The following is a 16,771-nucleotide window of genomic DNA, read 5'->3' as shown; positions in this document are numbered from 1 at the left end:
ACTATTATTTGTCGCTCTTGCCCTTCAACTGAGGCAGGGGCGCGCTGCCGGCGGGCGCAAGCAAGCCGGCCTTCACATAGGTGAAGAGCTTCTCGCGCGTATCGACGATGTCCAGGTTGCGCATGGTCAGCTGGCCTATGCGGTCGCGCGGCGAGAACGTCGATTCGCCCTTCTCCATCGTCAGGCGCTCGGGCTTATAGGTCAGGTTGGCCGAGCGCGTATCGAGAATGGAATAGTCATTGCCGCGGCGCAATTCGACCGTGACTTCGCCGCTGATGGCGCGCGCGACCCAGCGCTGCGCCGTCTCGCGCAGCATGATGGATTGCGGATCGAACCAGCGGCCTTGATACAGCAGGCGGCCCAGCTTGCGGCCGTTGTCGCGGTACTGCTCGATGGTGTCTTCGTTGTGGATGCCGGTCAGCAGCCGCTCGTAGGCGATGTAGAGCAAGGCCAGGCCCGGAGCCTCATAAATGCCGCGGCTCTTGGCTTCGATGATGCGGTTCTCGATCTGGTCGCTCATGCCCAGGCCATGGCGCCCGCCTATGCGGTTGGCTTCCAGCAGCAGCGCCACGCTATCGCCGAATTCCACGCCATTGAGCGCCACGGGCTGGCCTTCCTCGAAGCGGACCGTGATTTCTTCGCGCTCGACCTTGACCTCGTCGCGCCAGAACGCCACGCCCATAATGGGCTGCACGATCTTGATGCCGGAATTCAGCTGTTCGAGGTCTTTGGCTTCATGCGTGGCGCCCAGCATATTGGAGTCGGTGGAATAGGCTTTCTCGGCCGACATCTTGTAGTCGAAGCCGGCCTGGCGCATGTATTCGGACATTTCCGAACGCCCGCCGAGCTCATCGATGAAGGCCTGGTCCAGCCACGGCTTGTAGATTTTCAGTTCGGGATTGGTCAGCAGGCCGTAGCGATAGAAGCGCTCGATGTCGTTGCCCTTGAAGGTGCTGCCGTCGCCCCAGATATTGACGTCGTCTTCCTTCATGGCGGCAACCAGCATCGTGCCGGTGACGGCGCGGCCGATGGGCGTGGTATTGAAATACGTCACGCCGGCCGTCGAAATATGAAAGGCGCCGCATTGCAAGGCGGCGATGCCCTCGGCCACCAGTTGCGGGCGGCAATCCACCAGGCGCGCGGCCTTGGCGCCATACTGCAGGGCTTTGCGCGGGATGTCGTCGTAATCCGGCTCGTCGGGCTGGCCGAGATTGGCCGTATACGCGTAGGGGATAGCCCCCTTGTTGCGCATCCAGAGCAAGGCGGCGCTGGTATCGAGCCCGCCGGAAAAAGCGATACCGACCTTCTGGCCGGCAGGAACGTCTTCAAGAATGGTTGTCATAGCCCTAAAGCCCAGTAAAATGAATTCAGCTAACCAGGCATTATATCTTGACGCGCCATCGCCGGCCCCCGCCCGCGCCTTCAGGCGGCCTCGCGCGCCTGCTCCCCGCGGGCCACGCTGCGCCTGCCGTCGACACTGACCGGAACGTCGCCGGCTATGGTCACGCGCCTGACCACCCGCCCGAATCGGAATTTCAAAAAAAATCGGATCCGGCGCGCAAACCGCCTCGCATTTTGTTAGAATGCACAGCGACGGGGAAGTAGCTCAGTTGGGAGAGCGCGTCGTTCGCAATGACGAGGTCGGGAGTTCGATTCTCCTCTTCTCCACCAAGTATTCAAATCCTGGCCGGTATCGGTCAGGATTTTTTTTGCCCGAAGCAACTATCGAAACCTCCATCCCGGGCTGTTTCGCAGCCTGATCTGCGCAGCGGAAAAATTCGCAGGCCGGCTCGGATGTTACGCTTCTATCTGTTTCTGGGGCGCCGTTGCCCATCCCTTCCCAAGAAAAGTGTTTCCAACATGGCCAGTACTCTAGCAATCGTCGTTTCCCTGTCGCTCCTCATGTACCTGGCCTACCGCGGCATCACCGTGCTGCTCCTGGCGCCGCTCATGGCGGCCCTGGCCGTGCTGCTTTCCGGCGAGATAAGCCTTTACCTGCCCATCTACACCGACACCTTCATGAAGGCGCTGGGCAATTATGCGATCCAGTTCCTGCCGATCTTCCTGCTGGGCGCCCTGTTCGGCCAACTGATGGCGGATTCGGGGGCCGCCCACGCCATTTCCCGCTGGATCGTTGCCAGGCTCGGCGATAGACATGCGATCGTCACCGTGGTGCTGGCCTGCGGCGTCCTGACCTATGGCGGCGTATCGCTCTTCGTCGTGGCGTTCGCGATCTATCCGATTGCGACCGATCTTTTCCGCACGGCCAACATCCCGAAACGGCTGATACCGGCGACCATCGCGCTGGGCTCCTTCACTTTCACCATGACGGCGCTGCCTGGCACGCCGGCCATCCAGAACGCCATACCCATTCCTTACTATGGCACCAATGTGTTCGCCGCGCCCGGGCTCGGCCTGATAGCCGCCGCCATCATGCTGCTGGGCGGCCTATGGTGGCTGCGCGGCCGCGCGGCTGCCGCCCGCCTTGCCGGCGAGGGCTATGGCAAGCATGAAGACGATACCGGTATCTCCGCTGTGGAGGGCGCGGACAGCGCCGCGCTCTCGCACATGCCGCTCTTCCTGGCCCTGCTGCCCCTGATCCTGGTGATAGCGGTGAACGCCCTTTTCACCTACCTGGTGTTTCCGCGCACGGACATGAGCTTCATTATTGAACGCTTTCCGCATCTGGCGCCTGAGAAGGTGATCGGGCTGTGGGCGCTCATTATTGCGCTCGCGGCCGCCTGCGCAACGCTCGTCGTTTCGCGCCTGGGGCGCTGGAGCGACCTGCGCGATACGGTCAACAAAGGCGTCTTCGGGTTCATGCTGCCATTGTTCAACACGGCTTCGGAAGTCGGCTACGGGGCCGTCATTGCCGGTCTGGCCGGTTTCGCCATCATCCGCGACGCGGTGCTGAACGTGACGCCCGGCAATCCCCTGATTTCCGAGGCCATTGCCATGAACGTGCTGGCGGGCATCACCGGCTCCTCTTCCGGCGGCCTGAGCATTGCGCTGCAGACGCTGGGCCCCGACTACCTGCGCATGGCGCAGGAGGCCGGCATCAGTCCTGAATTGATGCACCGGGTGGCCGTGCTGGCCGCCGGCGGCTTCGATACGCTGCCTCACTGCGGCGCAATCATCACGCTGCTGGCGATCTGCAAGCTGACACACCGCCAGTCGTACCTGAACATCGCCGCCGTGACCATGGCCGCGCCTATGCTGGCCCTGGTGGCGGTGATCGCGCTGGGAACGGCATTCGGCAGCTTCTAGCGCCGTCCACATCCTTTACCCGCCGCGGCCCTCCCATCCTGCGGGGGGAGGCGCTTTTCGAGTTCGGCGCCTTCCTGCTCCCCCATAGTCCGTCACACCCGCCGCCCCCCGCGTGAGCACCCAGCTGGGGGAAACCCCTAGCCATTTATCCGCGCGAAGTATTGCGCGGCCATGCGCTCGTCTGTATATTCTTAAACAATATCATTTATCGAATAGCAATAAGGACAAGTGCATGACCGATTCTGAACTGGAAACCCTGCGCAACGAGTGCGAGTTGTCGGGACGCTTTTGGGGATTGGCTTTCGGAGCGCTCGGCGCCATCGTCGTACGCGAAAAAGGCGAAGACGCGATCAAGAAACTCTGGTCCCTCATGCTGCACCAGCACCAGCAAGGCTTTTACAAGCAGGGGCTTAAAAAACTGGGCATACGCGAAGATGAGCCGCCGGCCGTCATCGCCGCCAAATATCATTGGTATACGAATCTGATCGGCGGGCTTTCCATGGAGTACGTCGAAGAAACACCGAAGAAGGTCTGGATTCGCTACACCGCGCCCATGTGGACGTATCCGGGCACGACGCTGATGGCCATGCCCTCGTCCCTGCGGCGCACCATTTTCTCCATATGGCACCCGGCGAATGGCCGCATGATGGGAAACAAGAGGCTGGGATGGGTGGCCACGAAATTCGTCATGGAAGGCCACCCGTACGACGAAGGCTACTTCATCGAGCATGACCACGACCTGGCGCCCGGCGAAGAGCTCAAGTTTGAACAGGCGGACCATACGCCCGAGTTTGATCCGGAAGCCGCGCCAAAGCTGGATCCGGAAATATGGCCGGAAGCCCGCAAGCTCAAGGCGCGCCGGAACTGGTCCCGCGAATACGTGCACACGACCGTCGATTGCCTGACGCAGATGTACGGTCCTTACATTACGCGGTTTCTCTTCGAAGAGACCATGCGCGGCATGGCCGTACAGTACACCCACGAGATGAAGAGGATAACGGGGGTGCAAGGCAATGACGCCGCCGCCATTACCGAGTTCTTCGCGCGCATGCTGGCGTCCCAGAACCAGTCGTTCCATACCGAGCAGGTCAGCAGCACGCAGTATCGCATCGTGCTTGACTCCTTCTTTCCATTCAGCGGCGAAGTCGGCGAAGACATGCGCCAGGCCAGCTTCGCCTTCCAGAAGACGGCGGCTTGGGTACTGAATGGCCGGGTCGCCGTCACGCGGCGCGCTGTCCCCGACACCCTCGCGCCCCAGTCTGAAGTCTGGGACATTCAAGATACCGGCAAGTGGCTGTACTAACCGCAGGCATCTCCAGACCATGGCCCACATGTACTTCGACTCTCCCCTGACCATCGGCCGCATGCTGCGCCAGCGCGCGGCGCAGGACCCGGATCACGTGTTCTGCCGCTGGGACACCGGCTCTTTCACCTGCCGTCAACTCGATGACACCGTCGATGCATTGGCGTTCAAATTCAATGAGCAAGGGCTTGGTCGAGGCGATCGCGTCATGACGATGCTCGGGCATCATCCCGACCACATCGTCACAATGCTGGCTTTGATGCGGCTGGGCGCCGTCGTCGTGCCGGTCAATACCGCCCTGCGCGGCGACAGCCTCAATTACCTCTACAGGCACTGCGAACCCGCGGCTATCGTGGCCGATGCCCTGTTCGCGGACCAGCTCATGCCTGAACTGGACGGCGCGGTTCCCGTATTGTGGCGCAACGAAATGCCCGCCGGCGCGTCATCGTCCAGCATTTGCCTTGCCTACCCGCCTATCGCGGAGACCGACCTGGCGCGATGGCCTGATGGCGACGCCCGCGCGGACGACACCGTGGCGATCTGCTACACCTCCGGCACGACGGGGCCGCCCAAAGGCGTGCTGATCACCGACAAAATGTGCCGCTGCGCCGCCCAAAGCTCGGCTTTTCTTTCGCGCATGAAGGCCGGCGACACCGCGCTGTTCTGGGACCCGCTGTACCACTTGTTCGGCATGGAGGTCATGATCCTCGCCCTGGCCAAGCCCATTACGCTGGCCATGGTGGAACGCTTCAGCGCAAGCAGCTTCTGGCAATGGGCGACAGCGCTGGAAGCGACACACATCCATTATGTGGGAGGCGTCATCCAGCTGCTGCTCAAGCAGCCTCCCACCGATGCCGACCGGGCGCACAGTGTGCGCGTCGCATGGGGCGGCGGCTGTCCGGCCGACCTCTGGAGACCCTTCGAAGAACGCTTTGGCGTCAAGGTCCACGACAGCTTCGGGATGACGGAAACATCGGCGCTGAACATTATCAATACCGAAGGCGTGCCAGGCTCTGTCGGCATTCCTCTTCCCTACTTCGAGGCCAAGCTCCTGACCGACTCCGGGGAAGAAGCCCAGGCTGGCGAGCTGGGCGAGCTGCTCATACGCGACCGGGTCCCCGGCCTGATCACGCCCGGCTACTTCCGCAACGAAGAAGCGACCGCGGCGCTCAAGCAAGATGGCTGGCTGCGAACCGGGGACCTGCTGAAGCGCGACCCGTCCGGACGCTTTTATTTTTTCAGCCGCATGAAGGACTGCGTGCGGCGCCGGGGCGAAAACATTTCCGCCTGGGAAGTCGAGCACGTCATAAACAAGCACCCGGCTGTCGTGGAATCGGCTCTGGTGGGTGTCCAGAACGAGTTCGGCGATGAGGACCTGAAGATATTCGTGCAAAAGGCGCCCGGTGAAGCGCTGAAAGCCGAGGAACTCATCGCATGGTGTGTTGACCGCTTGCCACGGTTCCAGGTCCCGCGGTTTATCGCCTTCATCGAAGCCTTTCCCAGAACGCCGACACAACGCATACAGAAATTTGCGCTGAGCAAGGCGATCGACGACTGCTGGGACAGAGAGCAGTACACAGCACGCCCGAACAATCATCCCGATAGCCGCTTGGCGCGGACAGAACTTTAACCGGAAGGAAACAACATGCCATCCAACGATATCCTGCTGACCATGGATCAGTCGATCGCCATCATTACCATCAACAAGCCTGAACGCTACAACGCCTGGACGCGCGGCATGCGCCACGAACTGGCGGACCGGTTAAAGGAGCTCGCGAACGACGATGCGGTCAAGGGGCTGGTGTTCACAGGCGCGGGAGACAAGGCATTCTGCGCCGGCCAGGATTTCACTGAATCGCAGGACTTCGGCGACGATGCGACAAGCCGGGCCTGGCTCTTCGAGATCCGCGATCTGTACGACCTTATCCGCCGCATTGAAAAGCCCACCGTGGCCGCGCTGAACGGCATTGCGGCCGGATCGGGCTTCCAGCTCGCCCTGCTGATGGACTTCCGGATTGCGCACGATGGCGTAACCATGGGCCAGCCTGAAATCAACAGCGGCATTCCGAGCGTGGTCGGGCCATGGGTAATGTCTGAGCGCATCACTCTTACCCAGGTCATTGACCTGGCGCTGACGGGGCGCATGATCGACTGCGAAGAAGCGGTACGAATGACCCTCGTCAATAAGGTCGTGCCGGCCGGCGACGTGCTTGCCACCGCCATCGCCCTGGCGCGGGACATCGCATCGAAACCGCCCACAGCGCTGCGCCAGACCAAGCGCGCATTTCGCTTGAGCACCCAGGCCCGCTTCGACCTGGCCTTCGAGATTGCCGAAGAGGCGCAGGTCGCCGCCTTTGCGTCGGGCGAACCGCAACAATGCATGGAAGAATTTCTGCGCGTGCGACAGTCCCGCAAAACCGCCAGGCAATAACGCTACAACCCGAACCACACCGGCTTTATCAGGAGAGATCCGTGCAGCACACCTTCCAGGAACTTGTCCGGCTCAGGGCAGAAAGCCATGCGCAAGCGCCCTTCTGCTTTTTCGACAATACCGTGACCACCTATCTGGACCTCGCGACGGCTATTGAACAAATGGCCCGAGCGCTGGCGGTATCGGGTGTCAGGGAGGGAGATCGTGTGGCGCTCATGCTGCCGAACTGCATCGAGCACATCGCCCTGTTCTTCGCCATTTCCAGGCTTGGCGCCACTGCCGTTCCCGTAAGCATCCACCTGCGCAAATCAGGGATAGCGCTGCAGCTCTCGAGTTCGGAACCGGGACATATGGTGGCCGACGCGGCCTTCTCCGAACTCGTCCTGGCCCTTCCCGAAGCGCCCGGCATCAAGAGCATCATCTGGCGCGGCGACGCCATCCCCGCAGGCAATGAATCGCGCCGGCAGACGCGCCTTTCGACCTTGCTCGCGGATAGCCGGCTTGCAAGCGTCCCAGTCGACCGCCGCGAAACGCTGGACGACATATGCGCCATCGCTTATACGTCCGGCACGACCGGGGCGCCAAAGGGAGCCATGCTCAACCAGCGCTGGTTCCAGGTGGGCGCCAAGAATGCCGGGCTCCTGGCCGACGTCCGCCCTGACGATGTCCTCTTCCTGTGGGAGCCGTTCTACCATGTCGCCGGATGGATGACCGTGCTGATCGGTTTGCAGCATGCGGTGCCGGTCGCCATGGTGGAGCGCTTCAGCGCCTCCAATTGCTGGGACCAGATTCGCCGGCATGGCGCTACCCTCTTTCACTATCTGGGCGGCGCAATGAATCTGCTGCTCAAGCAGCCGGCCAAAGACACCGATCGCGCGAATCCGATCCGGGTCGCCTGGGGCGCGGCCGCGCCCACCCAAAGCTGGCTCGAGTTCGAGAACCGCTACGACGTCAAGATCCGCGAGGGCTACGGCATTTCCGAAGCCGGAAACTTCACCATGCTGAATCTCGACGGCCCGCTGGGTTCTATCGGCAAGCCGGTGGACGAGTTTGAGGCCTGGATAGAAAATGATGCGGGCCAACGCGCCGCGGCCGGCGAAATCGGCGAGATAGTTCTGCGCCCCCGTCAGCCGGGCGTCACCATGACCGGTTACTTCAACGCTCCAGAGAAGACCGCTGAAATCCTGCGCGACGGCTGTTTGTATACAGGCGATCTGGGCTACCAGGATGGCGAGGGCTATTTCTATTTCTCGGGGCGCAAGAAAGAAGCCTTGCGGCGGCGCGGCGAGAACGTCTCTGCCTGGGAGGTCGAGCGCATCGTCAATTCCCATCCAGACGTCGAGGAGTCCGCCGTCATCGGCGTGCCCTCGAAGATGGGCGAGCAGGACATCATGGCCTTCGTCAAACCCGCCCCCGGCAAGACCATTGATCCCATTGACGTCATAAGATGGTGCGAACGCCATCTGGCCTATTACCAGATACCGCGCTATATCCATATCGTGGACGATTTCCCGCGAGGCCCGACGCAACGCATCCGCAAGACAGAACTGCTTGCCGATGTGGAAGCCGCGTGGGACTTTGAAGCATCCGGCGCCGCATCCAATGCACATCGCATTTGAACGGACAGCCGGCAATCCAGACAAACTCTGAGAACGCTCAAGATCCCCTGAAGACGGTCGAGGAGTTGGTTGGCAGCACTTAAACATTGGAGAATGCAATCATGGCTACTAAGCAACATCCCGTTTACTCAGTGAGACGCAGGTCGGTACTCAAGGCAATGTCCCTCGCCGCCGTGGCGGGCATCGGAGCGCCGGCCTGGGTAAGGCGCGCCCATGCCGCCGAACCGCTGGTCATGGTCAGCTATGGGGGATCCTACGCTGACGCGCTGAAAGAGGTCATCGCCGACCCGTTTACCAAGGCATCCGGCGTGCCGGTACAAATCCTCAACACGCCCGACCTGGCCAAAGTGAAGGCCCAGGTCACATCCGGCAGTGTCAACTGGGACATCTTCGATGCCTCCGGCCCGCTGATCATGGCCGGATCATCGGCCGGATACTGGGAGGCGATCGACACCAATATCGTTCCGACCTCCAAGGTCGTCGGCGGCGTCGGCGCGGACCGGGTCCCGAACTATATCTTCTGCGGCGGCGTCGCCTGGAACTCGGAACAGCACTCGAGCAAGCAGCCCCGCAACTTCAAGGACTTGTGGGATATTGAAAAATTCCCGGGAAGGCGGGCGCTGCGCAACCGCGTATCCGAAACCCTTGAAATGGCGCTCCTGGCCGATGGCGTATCGCCCAAGGACCTTTACCCTCTCGACGTCGAGCGCGGGTTCAAGGCGCTGGACCGGCTCAAGCCCCAGGTCCGCAAGTGGTTCGAGCAAACGCCCCAGATGGTGACGCTGATCCAGAGCAAGGAAATCGACTGGATTTATGCCTACCCGAATCGTATTCGGGTGGCGCAGGAATCGGGCATACCGCTGGAGTTCTCGTTCGACCAGACCTTGAATCTGTTCAACTACATGGCGGTTCTCAAAGGCTCCAAGCGCCGCAAGGAAGCGATGGAGTACATCGCCTTCGCGCTGCAGCCGCAGATCCAGGCCAATCTGGCGGATAAACTCGGGCTGGCGCCCGTCGTGGCCGGCGCCGAAAAGCTGATGAAGGAAGCCTCCCGCCGCTGGCTGCCCGACTTGAACAACCCCAACAACGTATTCGTTGACGACGAATACTGGGGCAAGCATTATGTCGAACTCGACAAGCGGTTCAAGGAGTGGATATTGACCTGAGCGATTGCACGGCGCGCCGCGAAACAACGTTCCCTCCTGGCGCGCGCGCCGCTCGGGAAAATCCCTAGATACAAGGTCCACGATGTCAAGACGATACTCCCGCCTGCAGCCTTCTCTACTGGGATTCGCCAGCGGAGCGCTCATCATTTCCCTCGTCTTCTTCGTGGTGCCGATAGGGTTTATCGCGACCTACCTCGGCACCGAGGAAGCGGACGCGCTGACAGGCCTGATCAAGGTCGCCACATCAAGGCTGATACAGGTCGTTTTCCTGAATACGGTTGAAATCAGCGTCAGCGCCGCGATACTGAGCGTAGCCCTTGCCTATCCCGTTGCCTTGCATATTGCGCGGCAAAAGGGGCAATGGAAGATTATCTGCCTGGCTCTTGTCCTGATGCCGTTCTGGACGAGCATTCTCGTCAAGAGCTATGCATTTCTTCTCATTCTCGGCGATAACGGCATCATAAACACCATGATCAAGACCGCCTTCGGCGGCTCGGGTTTCAACATGATGTTCAACCGGTTCGCCGTGCTGGTGGGCATGACCAACTTCCTGGTCCCGTATGCAGTGTTTCCCATACTCGCGAGCCTGGCCGCCCAGAACGCGCAGGTGCAGCGCGCCGCGGAAGTCATGGGCGCCTCCCGATTCCGCATCTTCTGGAGCATCACCTTTATTCAAAGCCTGCCCGGACTGCTGGCCGGGCTGCTGATGTGCCTGGTGATATCAATGGGGTTCTTTGTCACGCCCGCGCTGCTTGGAGGACGACAAGACATGATGATGGCCAATATCATAGACATGTACACGCGCGAAATCCTCGACTGGCAGAGCGCCGCATTGATCTCGATGCTATTGCTGGTGTTCTCCGGGACGCTTTCGAGCATCATCCTGAAAATCCAGTCAAGAACCGGAGGCTGACCCCGATGATCACGACCCCCGCCCGCCCCGCCGTCCGCAGCGATTCCGCGCCCCCAAGGCGCGGCGTCCGCAGAAACGCCTTGCCGGCGTTCTCCACCATCGCCGCCTGGATGGTCTACTTGTATCTGGTGCTGCCCAGCCTGACCGTCATCCCGATTTCATTTTCGCAGGGCTATTCCTTCTCTTCCTTTTCCCTCAAGCTTTACCAGCAGCTGTTCCAGTCCAGCGGCTGGATGTCGTCGATGGCCAACAGCGCCATCATCGCCACCATTGCGTCGTCCCTGGCCATCGTCGCCGGCGTGCCCGCCGCCTATGCATTCTCGCGCGGGCGCTTCCGCGGAAAATCGATCGCGCAGCTGCTCGTGGTCTGCCCTCTGTTCGTTCCCGTCATCGTCATTTCCCTCGGGATCTACTTCCTGGGCGCCAAGACCGGCACGCTTGGCTCGCACAGCATCCTGGTGCTCGCGCACAGCATGTATGCGATGCCGTTCGTGGTCGTGATGGTTCTGAGCGGCCTGCGGCAAGTGGACCCCAGCCTTGAACGGGCCGCGTACATCATGGGCGCCTCCACCGTAAGAATTTTCTTCCAGATCATCCTGCCGCAACTCAGGATTTCGATTATTGCAGGCTGGGTCTTCAGCTTTCTGGTTTCGTTCGATGAAGTCATTATCGCGTGGTTCATCTCCGGGCCCGACACGCAAACGCTCCCCGTGCGGATGTACAGCAGCATCATGTGGGACAACACCCCTGAAATCGCCGCTGTGTCCACCTTATTGACTGCTTTGTCGCTGCTTATCTGCCTCGTCATGATCCGGGTGGGCGGCATCAAAACAGTAACACCTTCGCTTTAGGAACCAGCCACCATGAGCAGCGTAGTACTCAAAGAAATCAACAAATCGTATGTTGATTGCCGCGCACTGGATAACGTCAGTCTGAGCATCGAAGACGGCGAGTTCATGACATTGCTGGGCGCCAGCGGCTCGGGCAAGACCACCCTGCTCAATGTCATTGCAGGCATGGTGGAGCCCGACACCGGCAGCGTGCTGATCAGCGACACCGACATGACCTGGATCGAATCGCGCAAGCGCGGCCTGGGCATGGTGTTTCAAAGCTATGCGCTGGTCCCTCACATGACGGTGGAAGAGAACATCGCCTTCCCCCTGAAAATACGCCGCCTGTCCCGAAGTGAAATCCGCCAGCGCGTAAGCGGCATCCTGAAGATAGTCCAACTGGAGCACCTGGCCAAAAGAAAGCCGCGGGAGCTTTCGGGCGGCCAGCAGCAGCGCGTCGCGATCGCGCGCTGCCTGGTCTACGAGCCCCCGGTCATCCTCATGGACGAACCCCTGGGCGCGCTCGACAAAAAACTGCGGGACCAGCTCCAGCGCGAGATCCGGCGCATCCATCAGGAGACTCGGGTCACCATCATCTATGTGACGCATGATCAGGAAGAAGCCCTGTTCCTCTCGGACCGCATTTGCCTTATGCGCGGAGGGCGGATAGAGCAACTCGGCACCCCCGAGGATCTCTACTTCCGTCCGCGGAACGTGTTCGTCGCGGATTTCCTGGGCGAATCGAATTTGCTGGATTGCAAGGTCGAGTCCGCCAAAACGGTCAGGCTTCCGGGGGGGCAGGTGCTGCGCGCCACCTTGCCCGAACACGACGACGCCGAAATAGGCGATGACCGCCAGCTCATGATCCGGCCGGATCGACTCAGGTTCGTGGAAAACGATGACAGCGCGTTGAACACGCTCGAAGGCATCGTAGACGCGACGGCCTTTGTCGGCGAAGTGACGCGCTATACCGTTCGCATCGGCCAGGTAAGCGTTATCGTGAAGGCGAGGCCGATTCCGGGCGCCTGCCCGAGAAGCGCAGGCAGCACAGTGCGCGTGGCCTGGGCGCCGGAAGACGCGCTGATACTGCAGCCCGGTTCGACCGATTAGGCTTATGCCGGCTTTACCGTGGATGGCCGGAGATCGCGGCGGCGGCGGTGATCACCAGATCGGTGATCCGTTTCTGATCGCGCGCGGCATCCCACCGGCTCGTCGAAATCGAAATATTGACGGCGCCCAGCGGCCTGTTGTTGATGTCCAGAACCGGCGCCGCCGTCGATACGTCGCCTTTGTAAAACTCCCCTTCGGCGCGAACGTAGCCCGTTTCACGAATCTGGCGCAGACGATCCATTGCCGACGATTTGTCGTGATACGGGTGTGACGTATAGGACACGAAATCCGTCCGGGCCAGGATGTCTTCCGCCTCGGCGTCAGGGAGATAAGCCAGCATGGCGAGTCCCGGAGCCGCGCAAAACGCCGGTATGCGCGTGCCCACGATGACGTTGGGCGCCAGCATATGCCGGCTTGCTATCCGTATGATGTAAACGATTTCCGTATCATCCAGGATGGTAAGGTTGGTCGTTTCCTCGGTCTCGCGCGCCAGCTGCTGCACATAGGGAATGGCGCGGCGAGCCAGTTCGTTTGAAGCAAGATAGCGAAAAGAGAAATCCAGCAAACGCGGCGCCAGCTCGAACTGCCGTGTCGCTTCGTCTTTCCTGAGATACCGCAACGTTGTCAAGGTATGGACGGCGCGCTGGGCGGAACTCAGGTCCATCTGCGTCTTGGCGGCGATTTGCGAGAGTGTCAGCGCAGCCTGGGAACCATCGAACGCTTCGAGAACGCTCAAGGCCTTCTCGACAGAGCTGACAAAAAGCGTCGACTCCTTTCCGCGCGGACTCTGCTTTACCGCGACCCGCGCGCTATGTTGGGGCTTGGAGCGATTGAGACGCGAGACGGGCACCGGATTGGACCTTGGTAAATGAGGGAGCGATTGATGATGGAAACAGCCAGCGGACCTGCCGCTGGTGCATTCTAACAAAAATTAGCGTATTGCGATTGGCAAAGGCGCGCTATGCCGCGCCCCTAGCCGGCGGGCTTGGCGGCCTTGACCATGGTCATGGCCGCGGCAATCATGCTGCCCATATCGCCCATGTTGGCGGGCAATATCAAGGTATTGTTTTTCTGGGCGACTTCCTTGAAGGCGTCCACATAGCGTTCGGCCACGCTCAGGTTGACGGCATCCATGCCGCCAGGTGTCTGGGTGGCCTGCGCGACCCGCTCCAGGGATGCGGCGGTGGCCTGCGCGATGGTCAGTAGCGCCTGAGCTTCGCCCTGCGCGTAGTTGATCATGGATTGCTGCTCGCCTTCGGACTTGAGGATGGCCGCCTGGCGGTTGCCCTGGGCAATATTGATGTCTTCCTGCTTCTTACCCTCGGATTCGGTCACCAGCGCCCGCTTGGTGCGTTCAGCGGTGATCTGCAATTGCATGGCCCGCAGGATTTCGTCCGGAGGGGTCAAGTCGCTGATCTCGTAGCGCAGCACCTTGACGCCCCAGTTGGTGGCGGCCTCGTCCAGCGCCTTCACCACGGCCACATTGATCAGGTCGCGCTTCTCGAAGGTCTCGTCCATTTCCAGCTTGCCAATTACGGAGCGCAATGACGTCTGGGCCAGATTGGAAATTGCCAGCACGTAATTGGTCGACCCATAGGACGCCTGGCGTGGATCGGTGACCTGGTAGTACAGCACCCCGTCCACCTTCAACTGGGTGTTGTCCTTGGTGATGCAAACCTGGCTGGCGACATCCAGCACCATTTCTTTGAGCGAGTGGCGATAAGCCACCTTTTCCACGAAGGGAACAGTAAACCCCAATCCAGGAGACAGCGTGCGATCGAATTTGCCCAAGCGCTCCACCACCGCGGCATGCTGTTGGGGCACGATCTGAATTGTGGATTTGATAATGACAAACACGACCAGAGCCGCGATTATCCAGAAGGCTAGCGTCATTACATAAGCGTCCATAGGGGATCCAATAAGAAAAAGATGAAGACGTTTGGGACTCCAAACGCTTAATGTCGGGTATCCGATGCGGGATACCGGCCTGGCCGCAAAATCAGCGTCAGGCCTTGCACAGCTTGAATATAGTGTTCGCCAGGCTGCGCGGGCTGGCCGGCGTCTATGCGCGCGCTCCAGTTGGCGCCCCGATAAAACACCCTGACCTGTCCGTTTTCGTCCCAAGCGTCCACGATCACGCTGCGGCCTATGTCTTGCACCACATTGGGATTGGACTGAGTCGGCACCTGACCTTTGGACTGACGATAACGATGCAGCGCCACCAGCCCTACCAGCGATACGGCCAAACCGCTGATGATTTGCCACACCAGCGATAAACCCGCGTACGCCGCCGTGCCAGATGCCGCCAGGCCCAAGGCCACCAGCAACAGATAGAAAGTGCCCGTAGCCATCTCCAATAACAGAAACAGCGCGGCTACGCCAAACCAAAACCACATGCCAGATTCCTTATAAATTGTTTCTATTTTGACACGTTAAGGCGTTTGTAAGGAAACTAATCGCGCGTGATCCTGTTCAAGATGCTACCGGGCCGGGTCTGCAGGAAATAACAGGCAGCCTGCCATGGCAAGGCGACAGCCGACCTGCCACACGAACGCACGCTCGAGTCACTGATGGGGTCGGCCTACATAGCCAGGCGCGATATCTTCCAAGCGGGTTGGTTGCCGTGGGCAACCAGAAGCGCAGACACTTGCCGTCTGCAGCGAAGCATAATTGTCGCGGGTAAAGGGCTTCCCGGGCGCGAACTCCAGCGCCCTGGCCTGCACGCGCGCAACCCAGTCGGGCAAAGGAAGAACACGGCGCGGGTGCCCCGACACGCGAGCCGCATAGGCCACAAGGTCGCGCAGCGCATAATCGCGCGGACCGCATAGGTCAAGGCGTTGCCCGGCCTTGCCCGGGTCCCGAAGGGCCGCAAGGAACTGGTCGCAGACATCGCCAACATATACCGGCGCGAAACGCGCTTGGGCACAGGCCAATGGAAAAACGCCTGGCATCAATCGGGCCAAGGCAGCAAAACGACTTAAAAACGAATCGCCTGGCCCGAAAATAACCGAAGGCCGAAAACTGGTCACCGCGATACCGTGCGACGAACCAAATTCGTGCGCCCAAGACTCTGCCGCCCCTTTGCTGCGCAGGTAAAAACTGGAGCCATTTACCGCATCGGCCCCCAGCGCGCTCATATGAAGATAGCGTGCAATGCCAGCCTGATGCGCCGCAGCCAGTGCAATATGTGTAAAACCGACATGCACCTGCTCGAAAACTTGCCCGGTATGGCGCGGTTCATTCAGTATGCCGACCAGATTAATCAGGGCAACATGCCCCTGCAACAATTCGGCCAACGAGGAGGATGAATCGGCGTCATCTGCATCAGGCTTGATTGGCAGGCCCAGCACATGCACAAATGGATGCGATGCCAAATTTCCATGGAGACTAGCGTGTCGGCTGAGAACCGTAACAGCGTAGCCCGCCTCAGTCAGGGTGCGGACCAGAACTTGACCGACAAAACCCGTCCCGCCCAAAATCAGGACGCCCGGTTTGCTTGAGAAAGTAGCGGCATCGACCATATCTATACGATACGCCTAAAAGCGGCAGGCAGCCAAGTGAAAAACTTGTTACCACATCAAGTCGTCCGGGATCTGGAAGGCGGCGTAAGGATCGTCCTCATCGATCTCGGTGCTGGTCTTGTTCACCCGTAAGACGAGCGAAGGATCACGCTCGGCGATTTTGTCTGCGACTATCCTGGGCACCAGCTCGGTCGCGCTGCCCAGACGGATAATCACGAGGCGCCCGGCTACTAAATGCGCCTGGACCGCAGCCGACACATACAGCCGTTCGATGGTCTTGCCGTGGGTAAAGTTGTAGGCAATGTCGCCGGCGCCCTTGCTCTGGCGGCTCTGCTGCACCATCTGGGCAATTTGCGCCGCGATCGACTTTTGCTTGGCGGCTGCAACGCGCTGGGCATTGAGTTCGCGGGTCCGCTCGAGATTCTTGTGTTGCGTTTCGAGCGCGGCCAACCTCGCCTCATCGATGCTTTGCGTGCCGGTTCGCCGCTCGACCTTCTTCTGCTTGCTCTTGTCCTGGTGGGCCTGCTTGGCTTTTTTTTTGTCGGCCAGACCCGCTTTCAAAAGCTGCTCTTGCAGCGAGACCATATAGGTTGCTCCGTAGATAGTGTTCG

General features: G+C 60.4%; 15 protein-coding genes and 1 tRNA gene. 10 read left to right on the top strand and 6 right to left on the bottom strand.

Features of this window, described 5'->3' with window-relative positions:
- Window positions 1–4: 4 nt before the first annotated feature.
- Window positions 5–1,342, bottom strand: coding sequence for an argininosuccinate synthase (gene argG / locus BUB23_RS14720; protein WP_073104043.1), 1,338 nt, complete (start codon window positions 1,340–1,342; stop codon window positions 5–7).
- Window positions 1,343–1,595: 253 nt separating this feature from the next.
- On the opposite strand from argG, the gene BUB23_RS14715 reads away from it, so the two are divergent.
- The 10 genes from BUB23_RS14715 to BUB23_RS14670 all read left to right on the top strand — a co-directional run bounded on the left by BUB23_RS14715 (window position 1,596) and on the right by BUB23_RS14670 (window position 12,639).
- A tRNA-Ala gene (locus BUB23_RS14715) sits at window positions 1,596–1,671 on the top strand.
- A gap of 189 nt (window positions 1,672–1,860) precedes the next feature.
- Window positions 1,861–3,267, top strand: a complete 1,407-nt coding sequence (locus BUB23_RS14710; protein ID WP_073104177.1) for a GntP family permease — start codon at window positions 1,861–1,863, stop codon at window positions 3,265–3,267.
- A gap of 232 nt (window positions 3,268–3,499) precedes the next feature.
- Entirely contained in the window at window positions 3,500–4,570 is a 1,071-nt protein-coding gene (locus BUB23_RS14705; RefSeq protein ID WP_073104042.1) for a hypothetical protein, read from the top strand.
- Window positions 4,571–4,589: 19 nt separating this feature from the next.
- Window positions 4,590–6,200, top strand: coding sequence for an AMP-binding protein (locus BUB23_RS14700; protein ID WP_073104040.1), 1,611 nt, complete (start codon window positions 4,590–4,592; stop codon window positions 6,198–6,200).
- Between the two features lie 15 nt (window positions 6,201–6,215).
- Window positions 6,216–7,001: an enoyl-CoA hydratase/isomerase family protein gene (locus BUB23_RS14695; protein WP_073104039.1), complete on the top strand. Its 786-nt coding sequence runs from the start codon at window positions 6,216–6,218 to the stop codon at window positions 6,999–7,001.
- 41 nt (window positions 7,002–7,042) lie between these two features.
- Window positions 7,043–8,620 (top strand): AMP-binding protein, encoded by a 1,578-nt coding sequence (locus BUB23_RS14690; RefSeq protein WP_073104037.1) that lies wholly within the window; start codon window positions 7,043–7,045, stop codon window positions 8,618–8,620.
- Between the two features lie 101 nt (window positions 8,621–8,721).
- Entirely contained in the window at window positions 8,722–9,786 is a 1,065-nt protein-coding gene (locus BUB23_RS14685; RefSeq protein WP_073104035.1) for an ABC transporter substrate-binding protein, read from the top strand.
- Window positions 9,787–9,868: 82 nt separating this feature from the next.
- Entirely contained in the window at window positions 9,869–10,699 is an 831-nt protein-coding gene (locus BUB23_RS14680) for an ABC transporter permease (protein WP_073104033.1), read from the top strand.
- 5 nt (window positions 10,700–10,704) lie between these two features.
- The gene (locus tag BUB23_RS14675) at window positions 10,705–11,550 is read left to right on the top strand and encodes an ABC transporter permease (protein ID WP_084136037.1); all 846 of its coding nucleotides are present in this window, start codon (window positions 10,705–10,707) and stop codon (window positions 11,548–11,550) included.
- 12 nt (window positions 11,551–11,562) lie between these two features.
- Window positions 11,563–12,639 carry an ABC transporter ATP-binding protein gene (locus BUB23_RS14670; protein WP_073104031.1) on the top strand — a complete coding sequence of 359 codons (1,077 nt, stop codon included), beginning with the start codon at window positions 11,563–11,565 and terminating at the stop codon, window positions 12,637–12,639.
- Window positions 12,640–12,652: 13 nt separating this feature from the next.
- On the opposite strand, the gene BUB23_RS14665 is transcribed toward BUB23_RS14670, so the two are convergent.
- The 5 genes from BUB23_RS14665 to BUB23_RS14645 all read right to left on the bottom strand — a co-directional run bounded on the left by BUB23_RS14665 (window position 12,653) and on the right by BUB23_RS14645 (window position 16,745).
- Entirely contained in the window at window positions 12,653–13,489 is an 837-nt protein-coding gene (locus BUB23_RS14665; RefSeq protein WP_073104029.1) for an IclR family transcriptional regulator, read from the bottom strand.
- A 122-nt stretch (window positions 13,490–13,611) separates the two neighbouring features.
- Window positions 13,612–14,532 carry an SPFH domain-containing protein gene (locus tag BUB23_RS14660; RefSeq protein ID WP_425439549.1) on the bottom strand — a complete coding sequence of 307 codons (921 nt, stop codon included), beginning with the start codon at window positions 14,530–14,532 and terminating at the stop codon, window positions 13,612–13,614.
- A gap of 62 nt (window positions 14,533–14,594) precedes the next feature.
- Entirely contained in the window at window positions 14,595–15,035 is a 441-nt protein-coding gene (locus BUB23_RS14655; RefSeq protein ID WP_073104026.1) for an NfeD family protein, read from the bottom strand.
- Between the two features lie 168 nt (window positions 15,036–15,203).
- On the bottom strand, window positions 15,204–16,160 hold the full coding sequence (locus tag BUB23_RS14650; protein WP_073104024.1) for a complex I NDUFA9 subunit family protein: 957 nt from the start codon (window positions 16,158–16,160) through the stop codon (window positions 15,204–15,206).
- A gap of 48 nt (window positions 16,161–16,208) precedes the next feature.
- On the bottom strand, window positions 16,209–16,745 hold the full coding sequence (locus BUB23_RS14645) for a DUF2058 domain-containing protein (RefSeq protein WP_073104023.1): 537 nt from the start codon (window positions 16,743–16,745) through the stop codon (window positions 16,209–16,211).
- Window positions 16,746–16,771 lie beyond the last annotated feature (26 nt).

It is taken from the genome of Pollutimonas bauzanensis (assembly GCF_900129885.1).
Lineage (GTDB): Bacteria > Pseudomonadota > Gammaproteobacteria > Burkholderiales > Burkholderiaceae_B > Pollutimonas > Pollutimonas bauzanensis.
Note: the sequence above shows the minus strand (reverse complement) of the source record. Positions and strands in the feature narration are given on the sequence as shown.

Excerpts from the sequence above, each read along its gene's own strand:
- argG (WP_073104043.1), bottom strand. The coding sequence starts at position 1,342 with ATGACAACCATTCTTGAAGACGTTCCTGCCGGCCAGAAGGTCGGTATC.
- BUB23_RS14710 (WP_073104177.1), top strand. The coding sequence starts at position 1,861 with ATGGCCAGTACTCTAGCAATCGTCGTTTCCCTGTCGCTCCTCATGTAC.
- BUB23_RS14705 (WP_073104042.1), top strand. The coding sequence starts at position 3,500 with ATGACCGATTCTGAACTGGAAACCCTGCGCAACGAGTGCGAGTTGTCG.
- BUB23_RS14700 (WP_073104040.1), top strand. The coding sequence starts at position 4,590 with ATGGCCCACATGTACTTCGACTCTCCCCTGACCATCGGCCGCATGCTG.
- BUB23_RS14695 (WP_073104039.1), top strand. The coding sequence starts at position 6,216 with ATGCCATCCAACGATATCCTGCTGACCATGGATCAGTCGATCGCCATC.
- BUB23_RS14685 (WP_073104035.1), top strand. The coding sequence starts at position 8,722 with ATGGCTACTAAGCAACATCCCGTTTACTCAGTGAGACGCAGGTCGGTA.
- BUB23_RS14680 (WP_073104033.1), top strand. The coding sequence starts at position 9,869 with ATGTCAAGACGATACTCCCGCCTGCAGCCTTCTCTACTGGGATTCGCC.
- BUB23_RS14675 (WP_084136037.1), top strand. The coding sequence starts at position 10,705 with ATGATCACGACCCCCGCCCGCCCCGCCGTCCGCAGCGATTCCGCGCCC.
- BUB23_RS14670 (WP_073104031.1), top strand. The coding sequence starts at position 11,563 with ATGAGCAGCGTAGTACTCAAAGAAATCAACAAATCGTATGTTGATTGC.
- BUB23_RS14660 (WP_425439549.1), bottom strand. The coding sequence starts at position 14,532 with ATGACGCTAGCCTTCTGGATAATCGCGGCTCTGGTCGTGTTTGTCATT.
- BUB23_RS14655 (WP_073104026.1), bottom strand. The coding sequence starts at position 15,035 with ATGTGGTTTTGGTTTGGCGTAGCCGCGCTGTTTCTGTTATTGGAGATG.
- BUB23_RS14650 (WP_073104024.1), bottom strand. The coding sequence starts at position 16,160 with ATGGTCGATGCCGCTACTTTCTCAAGCAAACCGGGCGTCCTGATTTTG.
- BUB23_RS14645 (WP_073104023.1), bottom strand. The coding sequence starts at position 16,745 with ATGGTCTCGCTGCAAGAGCAGCTTTTGAAAGCGGGTCTGGCCGACAAA.